This window comes from Paenibacillus roseus, from assembly GCF_016424485.1.
GTDB classification, from domain to species: domain Bacteria; phylum Bacillota; class Bacilli; order Paenibacillales; family Paenibacillaceae; genus Paenibacillus_D; species Paenibacillus_D roseus.
Window position 1 is genome coordinate 1 of the sequence record NZ_JAELUP010000058.1, and the last position, 3546, is coordinate 3546.

Annotated in this window: 1 protein-coding gene; it reads right to left on the reverse strand. The window is 25.4% G+C overall.

Annotated features, from left to right (window positions below; translation table 11 throughout):
* Window positions 1–3546: AAA family ATPase (locus tag JFN88_RS25910; RefSeq protein WP_199019394.1), on the reverse strand; the 3546-nt coding region annotated here is incomplete at both ends.

The window sequence follows — 3546 nt, forward strand, 5'->3', positions numbered from 1 at the left end:
TGTATAATAATTATGGAAAACAAAAATTAATTCTTTAAAAGCATTTAATCTATTTTTAGCACGTTGTGCAGTAAAATTTATATTTTTATAAAAGTCAAATTCTGCTTTAAAACGAATTCTATAATCAGCAGTAAGTAATGAATCTGTATATATATGCCAAAATTTAACCATTATAAACATAAAAAGAAATCCACTAGACTTAAATAAAGAAGGAGTATATTGAGCAATAAATTCCATTATATCAGGAGCTTCAATTGTAGATTTAGTATTATACATATCAGTATAAAAATCACATCCTATTTCATATGAATAAAAACATAATAATAATTGTTCAAATTCTCGTTTAGTTAAAAATTTACGCTTCATAAAATGAAATAAAAATTTATACTGAAGATCTAATCTTAATAAATCTCTTCTAGGAAATTGTGAAAAAAGCTCTCTGCCATGTAAAGTTTTAAATAAAAATCCAAAAAAAATACGTGAAGCTTCACCAAAAATATGTCGTTTATCCTCTTTAATATTTAAATGTTCAAATTCAGGAGTTTCAGCATTAAGTTCTTTATTTTCAAAAGAAATACGTAATATACTATTTAAAGTATTTTCTACATCTTGTGGATCTATTATTTTGGTTTCTTTCGAAAAAGCTAAATAAATACTTCTTTTCATTAAAGCAATAATTTCAGCTTGTGTCCAACCATTTGTTACTCCTAAAAAGTAAGACCAATCAAAATTTGCTGGAAAATAATAACCTGCACTACCAATATTAAATAAAATTTTTCGACTAGCTTTATCAGGTATTTTAAAATTGATTCTAGTACCAAAACGACCTGGACGTAATAATGCTGGATCAAGTACTTGTATACGATTAGTTGCTGCTATAACAGCAATACCTTTATAATTTTCTTTTGTTTTCGTTTTTCTTTCAAAGATTCCATCTGTTTCAACTAATAAAGCATATAAATCAGCTCTTGGTTTATATCGATTTAATTGAAATAAAGCTGAAAGTCTTGCTTCTATTTCTACACGAAGAGCTTGAAAAGGGGTATAACTTTGAAAATCAGGATACTGTTTAGTTACCATAGAATTTAATTGGAAAACCCCAGTATGTAATTTAAAATATAAAGCTTCGTCTAGTGTTTTTAAAAAGAATTCTCGTTTAATATCTACTACGATATTTTTACTTCTTTGAGCCTGGGAAAAAATTAAATCATTTATACCTCTAATTCTTTTTTTCTCATAATGAAGACGCTCTTTGGCAATTCGTCTCTTATGTGATCTTGAGTGCACTCGAGAATAAAAATCTGTTCCAAAACGTCTAGGAGCTATGGTATCTACTTCATCAATAAAAACAATACAAGGAGCTATTTCGTTAGCTTTTCTAAAAAGATAATTAATTTTTCCTAAATATTTTCCTCCAGGTTTATTAAATGGATCATAAACAATAACAGGTAAGCCTAATTCACCTCCTAGTGCTTTAACTAAGTAAGTTTTTCCAGTACCAGGTAATCCAGATAACATTATATGTGTTCTAACATAATTAGTACCATAATATTGTATTAAAGATTGATCCCATGGTTTATATATTACTTGAGAATATTTTAAAATTCTAAATACTTCTCTAAGTTTGTTTAAATAAGCTTGTATACCTACAAAGTCTCCAAAAGTAATATCTAAATCGGTATATATTTTGAATGGGAGTAAAAGGTCTACATCAAAAGTTTCAATAACCCATAATTTAATAGGATGAAAATAATGGTGTCCCATTCTTTCAATAACCCCAATATGTGAATTACCATCTGTTGAAATAACATCTACTAATTGATGTTCATACTCTTCATCTAAAATTGAACTAACAAAAGCAATTAAATATTTACGTGTTAAATATAATATAATATTTACAAGAAAATATCCAATAAAAAGATTATATATTATTAAAAGACTATGCATATAACAATATGCAAAAAAATTTGAAGTATTTAATACTACATGATTGCTTCGTAGTAAATATTCTCTAGCATAAGCCATTTCTGAATAAATACCAATAAGTGGTATTCCGAAAATAAATTTATAAGGTTCATGAAATGCAAGAAAAAATCTAAAAGGAAAAGAAAGTATAGAAAAAAAGAATTTGCCTATTCGATTAATAATACTTTTTCTTTTTTTTATACTTTTTAAACTTTTTAAAATTGATTCAAATCCTAAATAATTACTTGAATCACGTTTAATTAATGTGTCCATATCTTTTCTTATATATGAATCAAATAAAAATCTTTTTTTGTGTATTGCATCCATATAATTATGATATAATTTCTCAATAGTATCATAAGCAGAATATTCAGCAGGAGTACCTAAATTACTCATTTCAGTATATAATATATTTTGATACCATGGATATACAATAGTATCTAATAATGTAGGTTGTTCTATAAGTTTAAAAACATTACCTAATTCTTTTTTTTTTCTTTGATACAATGTTTTTTTTAAAAAATTAAAAAAATATTTTTCTGATTTTTTAGATTTACCAAAAAATTCTGGATAATGTAAAAGTATATTAGTAGGTTCCTGAGCATGTATATGTGAACTTCTTTCTAATATTTGATTTAAATAATCTGCAAAATCGAGTTCCATAGTACCTGGAAAAGGTTCAGTATCAATAAAATGGGTAGTTGATTTTTCAAGGGAACCTTCAGGAAATTTGAAACGTTGAAGATAATTTAATTTAAATCTATTTTGTTTTTCCTTTGGTGAGAAATAAAAAGTTAATAATTCACGTATATGTTGTCTTTGTGGTGTCATTTCAGGTTTCTTACGAATAATTTTACTTTGAAAGAAATCAAGTTTAGGATCTGTTAAAGTAATATCAAGAGGTTTTATATTTGTATAATATATTGGATCCGTCAGTACAATCATTGAACGTTTATTTTTAATAACATTACGCCAAAAAAATGAATAGTCTTCTAGATTTTGCGAATTTTCATAATTAAAATTTTTCTTAATATTTAAAGAATCTAATTTTTTTGCTCGGTTTTTTAACCTAATATCCCTATTTTTATCTAAAGTATACATAGGCCCTGCATAAAAATTTTTGGTTATTTTAGGAATTTGAGGAGCTTCCGCTAATATTAATGTTTCTTCGTCATTATCATATCGTGTAAATATTTTTGAAATCATTTCAGCAAGTGGGCGGAATGTTTCTGTGTCTTTTACAAAATCAATATAATGACAATAATTTTTTTTATAACTATCAAAAATAACAAATCTATTTCCTGGATCAGTTGGATTAAGAGCATTTACTTCATAATAACGATCATCTCTTGAATCTTTTATAAAGAATTCATCCATTTGTGAAGAAACAGGAGCTAACTTTTTATATTTATATGGATACAATAATAGACTACATAACTCTTCAGCCGGTAAAGTTTTAATTATTAATTTTATAAAATTAGCTAATCCTTTTCTATTAAATATAAGCATTCTATTTATTATTTTATTAATAGATTGATTTAAAAATGACGTGTTTGATAATAAATTTTGACGTTTATTAAT